19 protein-coding genes are annotated in these 16,558 nt (G+C 56.6%); 12 read left to right on the plus strand and 7 right to left on the minus strand.

Going from position 1 to position 16,558, the window contains the following annotated elements:
• Nucleotides 1-11: 11 nt before the first annotated feature.
• From ACJJIJ_RS17490 to hslV, 4 genes are all read right to left on the minus strand, one after another.
• Nucleotides 12-1,547 carry an alkaline phosphatase gene (locus tag ACJJIJ_RS17490; protein WP_444938019.1) on the minus strand — a complete coding sequence of 512 codons (1,536 nt, stop codon included), beginning with the start codon at nucleotides 1,545-1,547 and terminating at the stop codon, nucleotides 12-14.
• A 245-nt stretch (nucleotides 1,548-1,792) separates the two neighbouring features.
• Nucleotides 1,793-2,167: a gamma-butyrobetaine hydroxylase family protein gene (locus ACJJIJ_RS17495; RefSeq protein ID WP_444938020.1), complete on the minus strand. Its 375-nt coding sequence runs from the start codon at nucleotides 2,165-2,167 to the stop codon at nucleotides 1,793-1,795.
• Nucleotides 2,168-3,484, minus strand: a complete 1,317-nt coding sequence (gene hslU, locus ACJJIJ_RS17500) for an ATP-dependent protease ATPase subunit HslU (RefSeq protein WP_444883174.1) — start codon at nucleotides 3,482-3,484, stop codon at nucleotides 2,168-2,170.
• 76 nt (nucleotides 3,485-3,560) lie between these two features.
• Nucleotides 3,561-4,100, minus strand: coding sequence for an ATP-dependent protease subunit HslV (gene hslV, locus ACJJIJ_RS17505; RefSeq protein WP_252083840.1), 540 nt, complete (start codon nucleotides 4,098-4,100; stop codon nucleotides 3,561-3,563).
• A 166-nt stretch (nucleotides 4,101-4,266) separates the two neighbouring features.
• Here hslV and ACJJIJ_RS17510 point away from each other — a divergent pair, with 166 nt between their 5' ends.
• A complete protein-coding gene (locus tag ACJJIJ_RS17510; RefSeq protein ID WP_444938021.1) occupies nucleotides 4,267-4,515 on the plus strand; it encodes a DUF2798 domain-containing protein in 249 nt (82 codons plus the stop codon).
• Nucleotide 4,516: 1 nt separating this feature from the next.
• Here the strand turns inward: ACJJIJ_RS17510 and ACJJIJ_RS17515 are convergent, their stop codons facing one another.
• Both ACJJIJ_RS17515 and ACJJIJ_RS17520 read right to left on the minus strand, forming a co-directional pair.
• Complete coding sequence (locus tag ACJJIJ_RS17515; RefSeq protein ID WP_444938022.1) at nucleotides 4,517-5,077, minus strand: SPOR domain-containing protein; 561 nt, start codon at nucleotides 5,075-5,077, stop codon at nucleotides 4,517-4,519.
• A gap of 82 nt (nucleotides 5,078-5,159) precedes the next feature.
• A complete protein-coding gene (locus ACJJIJ_RS17520) occupies nucleotides 5,160-7,385 on the minus strand; it encodes a primosomal protein N' (RefSeq protein ID WP_444938023.1) in 2,226 nt (741 codons plus the stop codon).
• Nucleotides 7,386-7,540: 155 nt separating this feature from the next.
• Between ACJJIJ_RS17520 and ACJJIJ_RS17525 the strand changes: the two genes are divergently transcribed.
• The 11 genes from ACJJIJ_RS17525 (at nucleotide 7,541) to rsd (ending at nucleotide 15,540) form a co-directional block, all read left to right on the plus strand.
• The gene (locus ACJJIJ_RS17525; RefSeq protein WP_444887558.1) at nucleotides 7,541-8,110 is read left to right on the plus strand and encodes a hypothetical protein; all 570 of its coding nucleotides are present in this window, start codon (nucleotides 7,541-7,543) and stop codon (nucleotides 8,108-8,110) included.
• Entirely contained in the window at nucleotides 8,107-8,403 is a 297-nt protein-coding gene (locus ACJJIJ_RS17530; protein WP_444938024.1) for a winged helix-turn-helix domain-containing protein, read from the plus strand. Before ACJJIJ_RS17525 ends, ACJJIJ_RS17530 begins: the two co-directional genes overlap by 4 nt.
• Before the next feature lie 156 nt (nucleotides 8,404-8,559).
• The gene (gene rpmE / locus ACJJIJ_RS17535) at nucleotides 8,560-8,772 is read left to right on the plus strand and encodes a 50S ribosomal protein L31 (RefSeq protein WP_083922744.1); all 213 of its coding nucleotides are present in this window, start codon (nucleotides 8,560-8,562) and stop codon (nucleotides 8,770-8,772) included.
• 354 nt (nucleotides 8,773-9,126) lie between these two features.
• Nucleotides 9,127-10,380, plus strand: a complete 1,254-nt coding sequence (locus tag ACJJIJ_RS17540; protein ID WP_444887560.1) for a malic enzyme-like NAD(P)-binding protein — start codon at nucleotides 9,127-9,129, stop codon at nucleotides 10,378-10,380.
• Between the two features lie 141 nt (nucleotides 10,381-10,521).
• Entirely contained in the window at nucleotides 10,522-10,953 is a 432-nt protein-coding gene (locus ACJJIJ_RS17545; protein ID WP_444938025.1) for a hypothetical protein, read from the plus strand.
• An 81-nt stretch (nucleotides 10,954-11,034) separates the two neighbouring features.
• A complete protein-coding gene (gene gshA, locus ACJJIJ_RS17550; RefSeq protein WP_252083852.1) occupies nucleotides 11,035-12,618 on the plus strand; it encodes a glutamate--cysteine ligase in 1,584 nt (527 codons plus the stop codon).
• 60 nt (nucleotides 12,619-12,678) lie between these two features.
• Nucleotides 12,679-13,281: an acyl carrier protein phosphodiesterase gene (locus tag ACJJIJ_RS17555; protein WP_444938026.1), complete on the plus strand. Its 603-nt coding sequence runs from the start codon at nucleotides 12,679-12,681 to the stop codon at nucleotides 13,279-13,281.
• Nucleotides 13,278-13,769 (plus strand): disulfide bond formation protein B, encoded by a 492-nt coding sequence (locus ACJJIJ_RS17560; RefSeq protein WP_252083854.1) that lies wholly within the window; start codon nucleotides 13,278-13,280, stop codon nucleotides 13,767-13,769. Before ACJJIJ_RS17555 ends, ACJJIJ_RS17560 begins: the two co-directional genes overlap by 4 nt.
• Before the next feature lie 46 nt (nucleotides 13,770-13,815).
• A complete protein-coding gene (locus ACJJIJ_RS17565) occupies nucleotides 13,816-14,211 on the plus strand; it encodes a CidA/LrgA family protein (protein WP_444889052.1) in 396 nt (131 codons plus the stop codon).
• Nucleotides 14,201-14,890 (plus strand): LrgB family protein, encoded by a 690-nt coding sequence (locus ACJJIJ_RS17570; protein WP_444938027.1) that lies wholly within the window; start codon nucleotides 14,201-14,203, stop codon nucleotides 14,888-14,890. Before ACJJIJ_RS17565 ends, ACJJIJ_RS17570 begins: the two co-directional genes overlap by 11 nt.
• Before the next feature lie 182 nt (nucleotides 14,891-15,072).
• The gene (gene rsd, locus ACJJIJ_RS17575) at nucleotides 15,073-15,540 is read left to right on the plus strand and encodes a sigma D regulator (protein ID WP_252083857.1); all 468 of its coding nucleotides are present in this window, start codon (nucleotides 15,073-15,075) and stop codon (nucleotides 15,538-15,540) included.
• A gap of 212 nt (nucleotides 15,541-15,752) precedes the next feature.
• Here rsd and bamJ read toward each other — a convergent pair whose 3' ends face one another.
• Nucleotides 15,753-16,541, minus strand: a complete 789-nt coding sequence (bamJ, locus tag ACJJIJ_RS17580) for an FKBP-type peptidyl-prolyl cis-trans isomerase (RefSeq protein ID WP_252083858.1) — start codon at nucleotides 16,539-16,541, stop codon at nucleotides 15,753-15,755.
• Nucleotides 16,542-16,558 lie beyond the last annotated feature (17 nt).

The raw sequence follows: 16,558 nt of genomic DNA on the forward strand, positions 1-16,558 counted from the left end.
AATACCCCCAATTATTCTTCTGACAGCGACAGATCGGCCGCGGCAGTCATTATGTGGAAAACCGCGTTCTGTTCCAGATGTCCCTGCACTTTTTCGGCACCGGCGCCGATCGCGTGCAGACTAATATCCTCACCGCCGTGGCTTTCGCCCCCCAGAGCAACCAGGGATTCCTGGTGGAAGCCAGGCATCTCGGTATCCACATGCGTCAAATCATGGCGACCGGCGGCGATATCGTAGTCATCGCGCTTGTCTGCATCAGTTTCAGTACCCAAATCGGCAAAGCCACGACCATTGGTGTAGGTCAAGGTGGTGTAAGGCTTATTGTCCTCGGCCAGAGAGACGGCCTCATTCGGCGCGCCACTGTCATCGTTGCCGATCACCTTACCCAGGATAGGATTACCCCTGGTGGGATAGCCCGCCATATTCATTACGTGGCTGTGGTCAGCAGTCACCAGGATCAGAGTTTCTTCCAGATTCACTTTTTGTAGCGCTGCCTTGACCGCGTCAGATAACTCGATCGCTTCATTCAGCGCGTTATAGGCATTGCCGGAATGGTGAGCGTGATCGACTCGGCCGGATTCCACCATCAGGAAGAAGCCGTCTTCATCTTTTTGCAGCATATCGATAGCGGTGGTGGTCATCTCGACGATACTGGGCTCTTCGCTGTTCTTGGCGATGCGGTCGGCATCGTAGCTCATGTGATCTTCGGTAAAGAGCCCCAGCAGCTTATCTGTTTTAGCGATGTCCACTGCCGACAGTTCGAAACCATTTTCGACGTAAACCGCATTCTGCTCACCGTCATAGCGCAGCAGCCATTCACCCGTTAGGTTGCGCTCGTCCTCACGCAAGCCACCCTCGGCCACCGGTGTAAAGTAGTTGCGGCCACCACCGAGCATGACTTCCATGCCATCGCCGATGTTCATTTCCACCATTTGTGTGGCGATATCGGTACAGCCCTCATCGGCTGCGTGTTCCCATTTGCGGCTGGCGCTGTGGGCATAAGTGGCTGCCGGAGTAGCGTGGGTGAGGCGTGCGGTAGAGACAATGCCGGTAGCCTTGCCGCGGCTTTCCATCATCTCGAGGAAGCTGTTCAAACCCAGCTCCTTACTCGTAGCACAGTCAGCCACCAGGCCCTTGCCATCCACATTGATCATACCAGCGCGAGTTTTCACCCCGGTCATCATCGCGGTCATGGTGCCGGCGGAGTCGGGGGTCTGCTGGTTAGTGTTGTAGGTTTTGATCAGGGCACTGTGAGGGAAATCCTCAAAAGAAAGACTGTTCTCTTCACCGGGTTCACCGCGACGCTGGCCCTCGAAGATACGGGCTGCGGTCAGGGTGGAAATCCCCATGCCATCGCCAACAAATAGGATGACGTTTTTGGCAGTTTTGGCTTCACGGGTAAGAGAAACGCGTTCTTCCAGGCGGTCGGACGCCTCAGTAAACCATTCACTCTTAGTTTGGTAATCGGGCAGGCTCGCGGCGGAAACCGCGGAAGCGAGAGGAATCAAACAAAAGGCGCTGAGTGCGCGGGCAAGTTTTTTTGCCACGGTGGGCCTCCGGAACTCGTGAATTTGGCGAGCATTAGAGTCCGGAAACATGACAAAAGAATTACGCGCCGATTAACATCTCGTTTTCTTTGTCATAAAGATTTGTACGCTTGTTACAACTGCAAAAAGACAGCCACATAATTGTTACAGTATTGCGAAATAATGCGGGAAATTATTGTTTTTCCTCACTTTTTTAATACTTTGGGAGGGAAGGAAAGTGCGCCACTGAAGGGCGCACTTGGCAACTAACCAATAAATTTCACCACACTTTCATCCGGGTCGCGCCCCTTGCCCGCCGCGCGTAAGCGCTCCAGGTAGGCCTCCCAGTTGGCCGTGTGCTTTTCGGCCAGTTCACGCAGGTATTCCCAGGTGTAAATGCCGGTGTCGTGGCCGTCATCAAAATCGATTTTCAGACCGTAACGACCGGCGGCTTCGACCCTGTCGATACCCACATGGATTTTTCCATCCACCAGCAGTGCGGGGCTATTGCCGTGGCCGCGCACTTCAGCGCTGGGGGAATAGACACGCAGATACTCTGCCGGTAGGCTGAACTCGCCATCGGCAAACAGCAGCTGCAGAGTTTTCTCTGCGCGATTTAATCGTATTTTTTGCGGTTTCATTTACAGGATAAAACGCGAAAGGTCCTCGTTTTGGCTCAGCTCACCCAGGTGGCTGTCCACATAAGTCGCATCCACTTTGAGAGACTTGTCGCCGTCGCCGGCATCGAAGGAAACCTCCTCCAGCAGGCGCTCCAGCACCGTGTGCAAACGGCGTGCGCCGATATTCTCTGTGCGTTCATTCACTTCGTAAGCCACTTCAGCGATACGGCGAATGCCGTCTTCGGTGAATTGCAGTTCCAGACCCTCTGTCGCCAGCAAAGCCTTCTGCTGTTCGGTCAGAGACGCGGAGGGTTCGGTGAGAATACGCTCAAAGTCAGCGGAAGTCAGCGAGCTCAGCTCCACGCGAATCGGCATACGCCCCTGCAGCTCGGGAATCAGGTCCGAGGGCTTGGACAGGTGGAAGGCACCGGAGGCGATAAACAGAATATGGTCTGTCTTGATCATGCCGTACTTGGTGTTGACGGTGCTGCCTTCGATCAGTGGCAACAGGTCGCGCTGCACCCCTTCACGGGAGACATCGGCACCGCCGCTCTCCTGACGCTTGGCCACCTTGTCGATTTCGTCGATAAAAACGATACCGTTTTGTTCGGCAGCGCGAATCGCACGGGTTTTGATATCTTCATCGTTCACCAGCTTGGCGGCTTCCTCATCGGTAAGCTGTTTCAACGCCTGCTTGACTGGCAGCTTGCGCTTGCGGGTCTTGCCCTGGGACATATTCGAGAACATGCCCTGCAGCTGGTTGGTCATTTCCTCCATACCCGGAGGGGCCATAATCTCCACACCCATAGGCGCGGCGGCCATATCAATTTCCACTTCCTTACTATCCAAGTCGCCCTCGCGCAGCTTCTTGCGGAACAGCTGGCGGGTGCTGGAATCCTTGTCGTTGGGCTCAGCCGAACGCGCAGGTGGCAGCAGGGCGTCGAGAATGCGTTCCTCGGCCGCATCCATAGCGCGCTGTTGCACGCCAGCCATAGCCAGTTCGCGCTCCTGCTTCACTGCCATCTCGACAAGATCACGCACGATAGATTCTACATCGCGACCCACATAGCCCACTTCGGTGAACTTAGTCGCTTCGACCTTAATGAAAGGCGCATTGGCAAGCTTTGCCAGACGGCGCGCGATTTCGGTTTTACCCACACCGGTGGGGCCGATCATCAGAATATTCTTCGGGGTAATTTCGGCGCGAAGATCCTCGCTCACCTGCATACGGCGCCAGCGGTTGCGCAGCGCAATCGCTACCGCGCGTTTGGCATCCTGCTGGCCAACAATGTGGCGATCGAGTTCATGGACGATTTCACGGGGGGTCATCTGGGACATACAAATTCCTGCAAAACGGTTGTGCGGGCCAGGTTGCAGCCCGCTGGACTCAGGCGCTTTTTCTGAGAGCGCCCGGTCAGTAAGTCAATTCTTCGATAGTGTTGTTGTGGTTGGTGTAGACGCAGATATCACCGGCAATTTTCAAGCCCTGCTCAACGATGGAGCGCGCATCCATATCGGTATTGTCGAGCAGCGCGCGCGCCGCCGACTGGGCAAAGGGGCCGCCGGAACCGATAGCAATCAGGTCATCTTCCGGCTGAATCACATCGCCGTTGCCGGTCACAATCAAACTAGCGCTGTCATCTGCCACCGCTAATAGAGCTTCCAGGCGACGCAGTGCGCGGTCTGTGCGCCAGTCTTTGGCCAGCTCCACCGCAGCGCGGGTCAGCTGGCCACCGTGGGCTTCCAGCTTGGCTTCAAAACGCTCAAACAGGGTGAAGGCATCGGCGGTGCCACCGGCAAAACCGGCGATAACCTTATCTTTGTAAAGTCGGCGCACCTTGCGGGCATTGCCTTTCATAATGGTGTTGCCCAGAGACACCTGGCCGTCGCCGCCAATCACAACTTTGCCGTTGCGGCGACAGGATAAAATGGTGGTTCCGCGATACTGTTCCAATGGAGACCTCTCGGATTACGCGTGTACTGTGGCTGTGCAAGGCCTGTTGCCTTACACGCCGGGAAAATTAGTCAGATTAGATAAGTGAGGACGGGACGCACCGATTTCAATAAGAGAAGGGCCAATTGCTATACTGAGAACCCGTCATCCATTGCGGATTCGCCTCTTGGCTCTGCTTCCCTCCCGCTACTTCAAGCCGCTTTTCACTCTGGTTATGACCTGCGTGATGTCGGGAGTAATCTCTGGGGCGATTACCTACTCCCACCAGGGATTTAGCGAAGGATTTCTGCCGATATGGGGCCGGGCCTGGTTACTGGCCTGGATAATTTCACTGGGATTACCGCCACTGATCAGACCGGTAATAAAAAGTCTGCTGGGCAAACTGGCGGCGCCAGACAAGGAATCCAGCGGTTGATTTAATTTGCAGGTCGCTTCAATACCAGCGGCATCAGGCGATGTTCTGCCAGAACCTGGCGGGCTTTGGCCATGCGCGAGCGGTTGTCGAAGGGGCCAACCAAGACCCGATGCCAGGTGCCGCGGCTATCACTGGCAGACTCCACTTTGACATCCAGATTGGCCAGGGTGAGCTGGGCGCGCAGGCGCTCGGCTTCCGCCGCCTCGCGGAAGGAGGCGGCCTGCAAGATATAAACCTGCGCTTTGACCTTATCAGCAGCCCCTTGTTTATTGGAGGAAGACTCCCCACGAATGGCTGGCTTGGCCACCTTGGGTGGCGGTACCGAAACTTCGTTTTCCTTGAGCATGGTATAGAAATCAAAGCGCGGTTCGGACGGCGCCTGCGCCTTCGGTTTGGTTGCCGGAGCTCTGTCACCAGCGGCACCTTTGCCATTGCCGGCCACACCGAACTGCAGCAGCAAGAACACCGCAAAGCCACCCACGGCATTGCCCAGTACAAACCACATCCATGCGGGTTTGCCCGAGGCACTTTTGCTGCGGCGTTTCGTGTTGCGACGGCTCATGGTGGAATTCTTCCCTGGATAGTCTACTCAGCGGGCAAATTGTACCGCCAATTTACACAAGGGCATTGCTCTCTCGCAAAATTCACGACAATTCCTGCGCATCCATGTCCACCGCCCAGCGCAAGCGGCGATTCTTATTGCTCTCGGCCCAGGCACATACCCGGGCCAGCAGGGGTTGTAACTGGGCGCGATTTTGTGCGGTCACCTGAACATAAAAACGGTAGCGACCAGATTTGCGCTCAAGCAGCGCCGGCACCGGACCCAGATATTGCAACTGAGGTGAGGGCGGTACTAGGGATTGCATAAATAGGCGTGCATTATGCAGAAATTCCTCGGCCCAGGCGGGCTCCTCACACTCAGCCCGCACCAGTGCCATAGCGTGGGTCGGGGGCAGCTGTGCCACCGCACGATCGCGCAACAGCTGGCGCGCAAAAGTCCCGTAGCCTTTTTCCAACAACATTTGCAGCAACGGGTGCTCCGGGAAGCGGCTCTGCACCAATACGCGGCCACTCAAGCTGCCGCGCCCGGCGCGCCCCGCCACCTGCTCCAGCAACTGGCCTGTGCGTTCGGGCGCGCGAAAATCGGCACTGAACAAGCCACCATCGGCATCCTGGATCACCACCAAGGTCACCCTCGGTAGATGGTGCCCCTTGGCCAGCATCTGAGTGCCCAGTAACAGACAGGGTTCGCCATCGCGGGCCGGCGCCAGCAAGCGATCGAGAGCTTGCTTACTAGTGGTGGTATCCCGGTCAACGCGAATTACCGGGTAATCGGAAAAGCGCCGCGCCAGTAACTCTTCGCTGCGCTCGGTGCCGCCTCCCAGGGCAGAGATTGAGCGGCTGTGGCACTGCGGACAAGTATCTACCAGGGGGCGGCGATAATCGCAGTGGTGACAACGCAGCTGGCGCTGGCGTCGGTGCATGGTGAGTTTACTGGAACAATGCGGACAGTCGGCAATCCAGCCGCAATCATCACAGTTGAGTGCCGGTGCAAAGCCGCGCCGGTTAATAAACACCAGCACTTGCTCTCCGCGAGCCAGGGTCTCGCCGATATGACGTAAAACCTGAGGCGAAAAACCCTCTTCCAGAGGCTCGCGTAGAGTCGGCACCACGTGGATCTGCGGCGGGCGCGCATCGCCGGCGCGCTGGCGCATGCGCAAATGTTGATAGCGACCATTAAGGGCGTTGTGCAAGGTTTCCAGGGAAGGCGTTGCAGAACCCAGCAGCACCGGCACATCACTGTTGCGCGCCAATACCACCGCCAGGTCACGGGCGGAATAGCGCACGCCATCCTGTTGCTTAAATGAAGCGTCGTGTTCCTCATCTACCAACACCACACCGAGTCTCGGCAGTGGCGTCATAATTGCCGAGCGGGTGCCAATAACGATATCCGCTTGGCCCTCAGAGGCGGCGAGCCACGATTGGGCGCGCTCGCCCTCGGCCAGCCCCGAGTGTAGGGCGGCGATACTGTGCTCGGGAAAGCGCGCGGCGATACGCCGCAAAGTCTGCGGAGTGAGACCGATTTCCGGCACCAACAACAAGGCCTGGCGCCCTTCGGCCAGAACCCGCTCCATTAACCGCAGGTAGACCTCGGTCTTGCCACTGCCAGTGGTGCCTTCTAACAAGGTGGCGGAAAAGCAACTGCAATCCACCGCTTCGAGTACCTGCTGCTGCTCACTATTAAGCTGCGGTGGCGGAGTGGCCTCCGCAGCCGGCATCGGCAGCGGCACCGTAGGACCCGAGACCCACTCCACCAGTTGGCGCTCCTGCAAGGCGCGAATCACCGCCGGAGTATGCCCCTGGGTTTTCAGGTAGGTGCGGCTCTGCTGACCGGCGCGCAGTAATTGTTGCAACAGGGCCTGCTGCTTGGGCGCCCGCGCCAGTGCAGATTCCGGTAGCCCCTTGCCGTCGGTAGTGAGTTGCAACCACTGCTCAGCCCAATGATCAGCAGGCTTGCCCTTGCGCAACGCGGCGGGCAGGGCGGCGGCGTAAACCTCTCCAACCGGGGCCTGGTAATAGTCGGCGATCCAGTTGAGAAGTTTGCGCGCGCCACTGTCGAACAGGGCTTTGCTATCGATCAGTTCCTGCGCCGGTTTCAGCTGTGCCTGCGGCGACTCCGGCACTATCTCCACCAACACGGCTACCAATTTGCGCCCAGCAAAGGGTACCCACAAGCGCTGGCCGGGTTTCAATTCAGCGGGATTGATGCCCTCCGGGGGCAGATAATCGAAGAGACGCCGCAGTGGCACTGGCACCGCCAACCGCAGGATAACTCCCTGTTGCACTGTCTTTGGTACCGTCTGCTGCACCCCGCCCCCAATAACCTCGGTAAAAGGCGCTAGTGTACTGGCTGTTACGACAAGGTACAGAGACTGCAAATTATACTTGCAAACTCTAAAATTCAGAGTACTCTATAAACTCACTCTAACATTTAGAGTTCTCTAAGTTAGCAAGGAAGACAGCCATGACCGATATGGAAAAACTCAAAGACAGCCTGGATTTTGTCAGCGATGCCGTGCGCAGCAACCAAATGGAGAACGGCATCCCATCACTCTATTTCTTGTGGGGACTACTAATTTTTATCGGATTCGCTTTGGCGGACCTGGCCCCGCAACTCACCGTGTATTACTTCCTGGTGGCGAGTACCGCCGGCGGACTGTTCAGCTGGTGGCTGGGCGAGCGAACAGCACGCCGCACTGGCATCAATAACAGTACCTTTGGTCGCAAGTATGGTTGGCACTGGCTGGTAACTGGGATCGGTTTCCTGTTGATATTGGCCACAATGATCGCCAAGCCCAACGCTGCTGGCCCGGAGCAATTTCTGCTTCTAGCCGGACTCTCCTATAGCCTCGCCGGTATCCACCTGATCCGCCCACTGCTCTATAGCGGTATATTGATGCTGGCCAGTTACCTGCTGATCATTTTGCTGACACCGCCCTACGCCTGGGTACTGAGCGGCCTGGCGATCGGCTGTGGACTTGTTTGGACCGGCCTGGTACAGCGGGCCAGGCAAACTAATGGAGCGGCGCAATGAAAGCCCTTGCGGACTTGGACCCGGTCCTCGAACACCGGGTACGCCTCGCGATTTGTGTGATGCTAGCGAAATACGAGGAAATCAGTTTCTCTCTCTTCAAGGAGCAGTTGCAGGTGACCGATGGCAACCTCGGCGCGCAGCTGCGCCGCTTGGAAGAGCAGGGCTATATTACTCTGCGCAAAGACTTTGTAGAGCGTAAACCCGTCACCTGGTATCACCTCACTGAGAGCGGGCGAGAGGCGCTGATCAAGCACCTGCAGGCTCTGCAGCAACTTATCGCCGCCGCGGAATAACACCATTGCCCGGCCTTGTATTTGGGCTTGAACCCCGGCGCTAATCTGATAGTATGCGCCGACTTTTTAATCAGCCTGGAACCAATCCGGTTCCTGCTCCAACGACGATGCCGTGCCCGGCAACAGATCGAGTGGCGGTTTCGGAAAGAGGCAATCATGAAAGCAGATATCCATCCTAACTACACCGACATCACCGCTACTTGCTCCTGCGGCAATGTTGTTAAGACCCGCTCCACCCTGGGCAAAGACCTGCAGATCGACGTCTGCTCCCAGTGCCACCCCTTCTACACCGGCAAGCAGAAGCAGGCTACTACCGGTGGACGCGTGGACCGCTTCAAGAAGCGTTTCGGCAGCCGCATCGGCAAGTAATCCGAATAAAGAGGTACTTTGGTACTTCAGAAAGGGCGCCCTGGAATTTTCCACGGCGCCCTTTTTTGTGCTGCAAATTCAGCGCTCTGCACAGATCCAGAGCGCTGGGGCGAAATCGATTTGTATCGCTTAATATATTCGTTATTAGCAGTAAATTTATCCTTCAAATTGAATATTAGACGGCTGATCATCCTGAATTTGGCCAGATGTTAAGGGCAAAATAGTAATAAGTAACTGTTTCATTGCCTCTGTGAGCTTGTGACCGCAAGCACCCCTCGGTTATTCTCTGGAACCCGCAGTAACCGGGATGACGCCTGAAGTGTCGCCCCCCGTTTTCGAGAGAACAGCCCCCAAATGACGGATTCATTGCGCCAGGCAGCGCTCGATTACCACGCACTCCCCAGCCCCGGCAAACTTTCAGTCGAGCTGACCACCCCCGCTGAAACTCAGGAGGACCTGTCGCTGGCCTATAGTCCCGGTGTGGCGGAACCTGTGCGTGAAATTGCCAAGGACCCAGAAGCCGCCTATCGCTATACCGGCAAAGGCAACCTGGTGGCGGTCATTTCCAACGGCAGCGCCATCCTCGGCCTCGGTAACCTGGGCCCATTGGCCTCCAAGCCGGTGATGGAGGGCAAGTCACTACTGTTCAAGCGCTTCGCCGATATCAACTCGGTGGATATCGAAGTGGACGTCAACAGCCCGGAGCAGTTTATTCAGACAGTTGCCGCCATCGCCAATACCTTCGGCGGCATCAATCTCGAAGATATTAAAGCGCCGGAGTGCTTCCATATTGAAGAGGCACTGATTGAGCGCTGCCCAGTACCCGTATTCCACGACGACCAGCACGGCACTGCAATTGTGACCGTTGCCGGCATGCTGAATGCCCTGGAGATCCAGGGTAAGAAAATCAGCGACGTGCGCATGGTGTGCCTTGGAGCTGGTGCCGCCGCCACCGCTTGCTGCAAACTGCTGCTGGCCGCCGGCGCGCGCAAAGATCAAATCACTATGCTCGACAGCCGTGGGGTAATTCACTCCGGCCGCACCGATATCAATGCTTATAAAGGTGAGTGGGCGCGGGATACCGATATGCGCACCCTCGATGACGCTATCACCGGTGCCGATGTATTCCTCGGAGTATCGGGCCCAGACCTGCTCTCCGCCGAACAGCTGCAGCGCATGGCGCCGAAGCCAGTGGTATTCGCCTGCTCAAATCCAAATCCGGAGATCAAACCAGAGCTGGCCCACAGCGTACGCGACGACCTGATCATGGCTACCGGGCGCTCGGATTACCCCAACCAGGTCAACAATGTACTCTGCTTTCCCTTCATATTTCGTGGCGCGCTGGATGTGCGTGCGGCGCGTATCAATGAAGAGATGAAGCTGGCCGCAATTGAAGCCATCCGTAAGATCGCCCATTTACCGGTGCCGGACTCGGTACGCGAGGGCTACGGCGGGGTAGAACTGAGCTTTGGCCCAAGTTATATCTTGCCCAAACCCACGGATCCACGCCTGCTTCCGGAGGTTGCCGCCGCAGTAGCGCGCGCAGCGGTAGACAGCGGCTGTGCCCGCCTGCCTTACCCTGAAAACTACCCGCTGCAAACACTCTAGGGCCGGTTAATTCGTCCCTAGCAGCCCGCCTTATCCTCCCGGGGCGGGCGTTTGCCGCTTTCACCCCCACAGACTTCTTGAGCCATAAAGCACCCGTCGCTAAACTGCCTTTCTGTCACAGCATCAAAGTTGCCCAACACAATGAGTCACGTGTATGTGCTGACAAACCAGCACCAGCAGTTCCTGAGCAAAAGCGGCGAATGGCTTGATGGCCGCGAGCCCAACAAACTGTTTCGCAGCGAGCATAAAGATGTCGCCATCAACCAGATGTTCGAGGCCAATACCCGTGATGTCGGCTTGCGTATCGAATTGCTGCAGTGTGCGCTGAACCCCAAGGCCCAGCCACTGATACCAGAAGAAGCCCTGGCTGAGTTATCTTCGGCGCCCGAGGATCCGGAGATCGAGCCCGGTGTACCAGAGGAGATCCCGGCTGCAGAGCCCACCGAGCTGGAACCACAGCCAGAGCCGGAAGTGGCCCCGGAACAGGCTCCTGAGGTCGCGCCAGCACAAACCCCGGATGAGACGCCCGCACAACCCGGCGAGCACAAATCGGAATCGGAGTCTGCCGCCTGAGCGGAGATTCTTTTAGCACCGGCACAAGTAGCCCCAACGGCGACAACAAGAAAGAGTTCCGGTAGTACCAAGGAGATTCGAGTGCCTATTCCCCACCTGGCTGCCCTATCCCAGGCCAAACCCGTGCAACTGCTCAAGGGCATACGTCGCGGCCTGGAAAAAGAGAGTCTGCGGGTCGCCCACGACGGCACCCTGGCGCAAACGCCACACGCGCAGACACTGGGCTCCGCGCTGACCCACGAGAGCATCACCACCGATTTTTCTGAGGCGCTGCTGGAATTTATTACCCCTCCGGTGGCTACCCCGGAGGAAGCCCTTCGGATTCTCGACCGCATTCATCGCTTTACCTACAGCCAGATCGGAGACGAACGCCTGTGGGTCAACAGCATGCCCTGTGTTATCGGCGCCGATAGCGATATCCCGGTGGCCCGCTACGGAGATTCCCACAGCGGCACTATGAAGACCATTTATCGGCTGGGACTCGGACTGCGCTACGGCCGCGCCATGCAGACCATCGCCGGTATCCACTACAACTTTTCTCTACCGGATGAATTCTGGCTGTGGCTGCACGAGTTCGAGGGCAGCAGTGAAGCCCTGTGCGAATTCAAGACCCGCCGCTACTTCGACCTGATCCGTAATTTCCGCCGCAACTACTGGCTGCTGATCTACCTGTTTGGAGCCGCACCTGCGGTGTGTTCCTCTTTTGTCGAAGGACGCCAGCATAAGCTCGAAGCTTTTAACGGCGACGGTCACACCCTACACGCTCCCTTCGCCACCTCCCTGCGCATGGGCGACCTGGGCTACAACAGCGAAGTGCAGCAGTCTCTGGTGGTTTGCTACAACAACTTGCGTAGCTACCTGTCCACGCTCTGTTCAGCGATTAGCCGGCCCTATGGCCCCTACAACGAGCTCGGAGTCAAGGATAGCGATGGACAGTATCAGCAGCTTTCCGCCGGCGTGCTGCAAATCGAAAATGAATTCTATTCACCGATCAGGCCAAAAAATCCCGCCAAACGCGGTGAGACCGCCCTGGCGGCACTGGATAATCGCGGGGTCGAATATATCGAGGTGCGCTGCCTAGACCTAAATCCGTTTATGCCGCTGGGCATCGATGCGCAACAAATGCGCTTTATCGACAGCTTCCTGTTGCACTGCCTGCTGACAGAGAGCCCCGAGACCGATGAGGTCGATTACCGTTCGACTCAGGAGAACCAACAGCGTATCGTCTATCGCGGCCACGAGCCCGGCCTCAAGCTGCGCTGCAACGGAAGCGAGCGGCAGCTCAGTGAGTGGGCTTCCCAGCTACTCGGGGAGGTGGATACTGTAGCCGAGTTGCTCGACAGCGCTTGGGGCGGCGACCAGTACCGCAGTGCCGTAGGAGTTCAGCGCGCCAAGGTCAAAGGGGAGATACCCACCCCAGCCCAGCAGATCCTGGCGGAAATGCAGGAGCAAAACCTGAACTTCTACCATTGGGCTATGCACAAAGCCGAGCAACATCGCCGCTACTTTCTCGAGCGCCCTCTCGACAGCGAGTCGGTGCGGGATTTCTCTCGTGAAGCCGAGGAGTCCCTGCTCAGACAAAAGCGCGTGGAAGCGGAAGACAAGGGCTCCTTCGAGGAATTCCTCAGCCACTACTACGCGCAATATATGTGTTGCCAGGGCTAGCCCTGGCAACACAGAGCACCGGCGCAGGGTCCGGATATCCGCCCCATAGGGATTGAGCGCATGAACTATCTCGCCCACCTGCTGCTTTCTGGTCCCGACACCCGCTGGCGCCTGGGTGGGCTACTCGGAGATTTTGTGAAGGGTCCACTCAAAGGCGAGCGACCGGAGGCCATTGAGGCCGGTATCAAACTGCACCGCCGCATTGATGCCAGCACAGATAGCAATGCCTATTATCGTGAAGCCCTGGCGCAGTTGGACCCCAGCTGGCGCCGCTATGCCGGTATCGCACTGGATATCTGGTTCGACCATCTGTTGGCACAGCATTGGCAAGAGTGGCATCCACAGAGCCTGGAAGAATTTTGCGACCAGTGCTGGAGAGACTTTCGCAGCCACAGCCGGTATATTCCGCCGCAGGCACGAGCATTTATGGCCCGTGCCGAGCAAATTAAATTACTGCAGAGTTACCGCGAGGAACGCATCATCGGCCTTACCCTGGAGCGGGTAGGTCAGCGCCTGCGCCAACCGGTTGCGCTGCAGGAAATACTGCCTGAGCTCAGTAGCGGGCGGGCAAAACTGGAAAACAATTTCAATAAACTACTAACCGACTTGAATCTCGAAGCCCAGCGCTTTCGGCAGCACTATTCAGGATCCGATAAACCATGACCTTACCCAACCCGCGCATTACCTTTCTGTTGGTATTTCTAATTGTCGTCTTTTTGCTCGGCTCCGCCTTTTATCTGGAGTACGCTCGGGGCCTGGAGCCCTGCAAGCTATGTATTACCCAGAGGGTGATGTTACTTGGCATTGGACTGGTCTCTCTCATAGCCTTCCTGCACAATCCTGCAACGATCGGCCGGCGCGTTTATGGGTTGCTGGTTTCCATTTGGGCTCTGGGCGGCCTCTATTTTGCCGGGCGCCAGCTGTGGCTGCAGAGCCTGCCGGAGGGCCAGGTGCCCGCCTGCGGACCCAGTGTCAGCTACATGATGGAGGTCTTTCCTATGGCCGATGTACTTAAGGCACTGCTCACTGGCGACGGCAACTGCGCCGAAGTCCAGTGGACCATGATGGGCCTCAGTATCCCCGGCTGGTCCGCTATCGGTTTTGCCGGACTGATCCTATTTGGCGGCTGGCAGGCATTTCGCAAAGCCTGAATCAACCGGACACTAAACCGCGGCTCAGCGGAGCCGCCCTTTGCCAATGACAGCACCATCCCCACGCGAGCTAGCCCATTGGGTGCTCGGTATCGCAATCCTGTTTGGCTGCGAACGGCTCGGTAGCCTGATCGGAAAGGCGCTCGCCCTACCGGTGCCGGGTGCTGTAGTGGGGATGTTGTTGCTACTGGTGGGCCTAATGGTCTACGGCAGCGTGCCCCGCGGCCTGGCAAAAGTCAGTGCACAGCTGCTCTTTTTACTGCCGCTGCTATTTTTACCCGCCGCCACTGGGGTCTTCTTTCTGCGCGATCTCTCCTTATCCGATTGGCTGGGCCTGCTCGCCGCGATTCTTTTTGGCACCCTGATCAGCCTTACGCTGTGCACTCTGTTGCTGCGCCGCCTACTCAGAAAAACCGATATAGTGCACAACAATGAGCAGTGAGTTACTACACAGCCCGCTGTTTGCCCTACCATTGAGCTGCGGTGCCTTCTGGTTTGGGGTACTGCTGTACCGACGCACGGGTACGGTACTGTTACACCCGATAATCACCGCAAGTCTGCTAGTTTTCGCAGCCCTCTATAGCCTGGATATTCCCTACCGCGACTACCAGGATGCCAGCGATCTACTCTACGCCTTACTGGGTCCGGCCGTAGTCGCGCTGGCCGTACCGCTGAAACAAAACCTGACAGTGATTCGCCGCGCTGGCTGGCCCCTGCTGGTAACCATCACCGTCGGAGCCCTGTTGGCCCCAGCAATTGCTGTGGGGATCGCACTTTTACTCGGAGTGGGGAAGTCTGTACTACTCGCCCTTAGCGGAAAATCCATTACCACACCCATCGCACTTGCAATTGCCGAAAAAGTTCACGCGAGCTTAAGCCTGACCGCAGCAATCGTGGTGCTCACCGGCGTGGTAGGAGCCCTGGCCGGACCACCGCTGGTGCGCCGCCTAGGTATTCGCGACGAGCGGATTCTCGGCGTGGTGCTGGGTATCAATGCCCACGCCGTGGGCACGGCGCGTGCACTGGAAATCAGCGCGCTGTGTGGCGCCTGTGCCGCCCTCGCTATGGGACTCTGTGGCGCCTTGAGCGCGCTATTGTTACCGCTAATTATCGCCCCCTGAGTCACCTGCCGACGCGAGCAGTGAAATTCACACAGCCGTCACAGCATTCTGACGTACTTTGCGCCTGACTCCTTGCTGCCGGCGGGGGAATCTCCTATCTTCCTAAGGGCCTTCGAGATCAGCAAAAAGCTAATAAGCTGCCACTGCAGCAACAGTAACAGTAACAAAAGGACATCTTGGCGATGCTGGAAAATTGCAAGTCGGCGCGGGAGCGCTGGGGTGGTGTCAGCGAAATTATTGACCGCTGGCTTCAGTCACGACAAAACCTATTAGTGAGTTTCTACCACCTCTCCGAAAAAAAGGAATTCAGTGAGGATGACCCCGAAACCGAAGACCGTGTCCGTCAGCTGTGCCAGCTGCTGGTGGACTATGTGTCGGCCGGTCATTTTGAGGTCTATGAACAACTGATGCGTGAGGGGCAGGCCTTCGATGATAAACAAGGTCTGCAAAAAGCCTGTGAACTCTACGATGATATCGATAGAACTACAGATATCGCCGTTGATTTCAACGATAAATATCTGGAGACGGACGACCTTTCCAGCCTGGCACCGGATCTGTCCGAACTGGGAGAGGCGCTTGAAACCCGCTTTAGCTCCGAAGATAGAATGATCGCCCTGTTACACACCGCTCACAAAAATCGGATCGCCTAGCACAGCCGCCTCTTGTTGCATGCAATTTTTCTTTGCCCAGGGACTCCTATTTTCTGCTCGCCTTCACTCGCCGGCTGACGACCAGTTAGCCGGAATATATCTGCGAATGCATTTAATCTTTAAATAAAACCAGGTAGCCAAGTGAAATAAACTCAAGCACAAAAAAAGGGCGCCTATAGGCGCCCTTTTTCAGTAAAGTTCGAAAAGTCAGATTATTCAGATGGAGCTTCTTCTTTCTTTTCTTCTTTTTTCTCGGAACCCTCATCACCAGCAACATTTGCTTTGTGCAGTTCCACTTCAAAAATCAGAGTGGCATTGGGGCCAATTTTACCGCCTGCACCACCGGGACCGTAAGCAAGCTCAGAGGGGATATAAAGTTCCCATTTGGAGCCTTCTTTCATCAGTTGCAGAGCTTCTGTCCAGCCCTTGATTACCCCGTTTACCGGAAACTGAACCGGCTCACCGCGCGCGTAAGAGCTGTCGAACTCCTCACCGTTAATCAGGGTGCCCTTGTAATCAACTTCAACGGTGCTGGTAGCGCTTGGCTTGCTGCCGCTACCCTCTTTAATCACTTTATACTGCAGGCCAGAATCAGTGGTGACTACACCATCTTTCTTCGCGTTCTCTTCGAGGAAAGTCTTGCCTTCCTGCATATTTTTGTCGGCGCTCTCTTTAAATTCTTTCTCCTGCTGAGCCAGCATTTCCTGCTGTTTCTTCTGCATCTGCTCCTGGAAAGCGGCAATAGTCTGCTGCTTTTCTTCATCGGACAAGCGATCCTCGCGGCCACTGGCAACGTCGTTCAGTGCCATCGCAACCACTTTGGGATCCAGCTGCACATCTTGAGCCTTTAGGCGCTTAGCCATGTCTTCGGCAATGATGTAGCTGACCTTCTTCTCCTGAGTGTCCAGGGCAACTTCTTTTTCCTGCTTCTGTCCCTGTTCGTTACAGCCGGTCAGCGCCAGGCCAAGGGCAATTGCTGCAGCCAAAGGGTATTTATTCATGGGTGTTGTCTCTTTGT

It is taken from the genome of Microbulbifer mixtoriginis (SeqCode) (assembly GCF_052467945.1).